Source organism: Stenotrophomonas pictorum JCM 9942 (genome assembly GCF_001310775.1).
Classification (GTDB): Bacteria; Pseudomonadota; Gammaproteobacteria; order Xanthomonadales; family Xanthomonadaceae; genus Stenotrophomonas; species Stenotrophomonas pictorum.
Genome location: NZ_BAZI01000628.1, coordinates 1 through 1,065, shown reverse-complemented (window position 1 = coordinate 1,065; position 1,065 = coordinate 1). Strand labels below are relative to the sequence as shown.

Genomic DNA, 1,065 nt, shown 5'->3' with positions numbered 1-1,065 from the left:
CGATGCCAGTGCGGCCGCGGCCGCGGTGTCGCGAGTGATGGCGCAGCCGGTCACCCCGACCATGCTCGAGTTCATGGATGCGCGAAGCCTGGAGCTGCTGCGCCGCAATGGCGCGCAGGTGCCCGAGGCCGGCGCGATGCTGCTTATCGACGCCGATGGTGATGATGACACCCTGCCCTACCTGCTCAATGCCTTGGCCGAAGCCGCCGAAGGCGATGGCCTGCTGGCACTGGATGTCGCCACCGACGGCAGCGCGCGCGACAAACTGTGGGCCGCGCGACGGGCACTGTCACCGGCGCTGAAAAGCATCGCCCCGGGCAAGATCAACGAGGACGTGGTGGTGCCGGTCTCGCGCATCCCCGACCTGGTGGAAGGTGTGCAACGGCTTTCGCTCGAGGCCAAGCTGCCGATCGTCACCTTCGGCCATGCCGGCAACGGCAACCTGCACGTCAACATCCTCTACCACCCGGACGATGCCGGCGAGAACGCGCGCGCCCATGCCGCCCTGCCCAAGGTCTTCGCACTGGCACTGGAACTGGGCGGAACGCTGTCCGGCGAGCACGGCATCGGCGTGGCCAAGCGCGACTTCATGGCCCAGGCGTTTTCACCGGCCACGCTGGCGACAATGCGCGCGATCAAGCAGGCCCTGGACCCGGACGGCATCCTCAATCCGGGCAAGGTGCTGCCGCTGTAGGCGCAGTGCAGGAGCAGGCTACCCGGTGAAATGCCGGTAGCCACTGGCGCGCGCGCCGTTGGCATCACCTTCGCAGCGGACACCCTGGCCTGCGACGATCACACCGATACGCGTCAGCGGCAGCGCAAGCCGCGATGCCACCGCTTCCAAAGCCAGGCGCTGTTCCGGCGCGGCGGTGAAGCACAACTCGTAGTCGTCGCCGCCACGCAACGCGCAGTCCAAGGCGGCAGCGGCGCCAAACGCGCGGCGCAGGGCGGACGACAACGGCACCGCCTCGCCCTTCACTACAGCCTCCACGCCGCTGCGTGAGGCGATATGGCCGAGGTCGGCCAGCAGGCCATCGGACACATCGGCCGCCGCATGGGCCAGCC

The 1,065-nt window shown here is 68.8% G+C and carries 2 protein-coding genes; one reads left to right on the top strand and one right to left on the bottom strand.

The window, feature by feature from the left end:
* Nucleotides 1-694 (top strand): FAD-binding oxidoreductase (locus JCM9942_RS16650; protein ID WP_304941172.1); only part of this gene is annotated, 694 nt, incomplete at its 5' end.
* Between the two features lie 18 nt (nt 695-712).
* Here the strand turns inward: JCM9942_RS16650 and JCM9942_RS16645 are convergent.
* On the bottom strand, nt 713-1,065 hold a 353-nt coding region (locus tag JCM9942_RS16645; protein WP_256202416.1), incomplete at its 5' end, for an AIR synthase-related protein.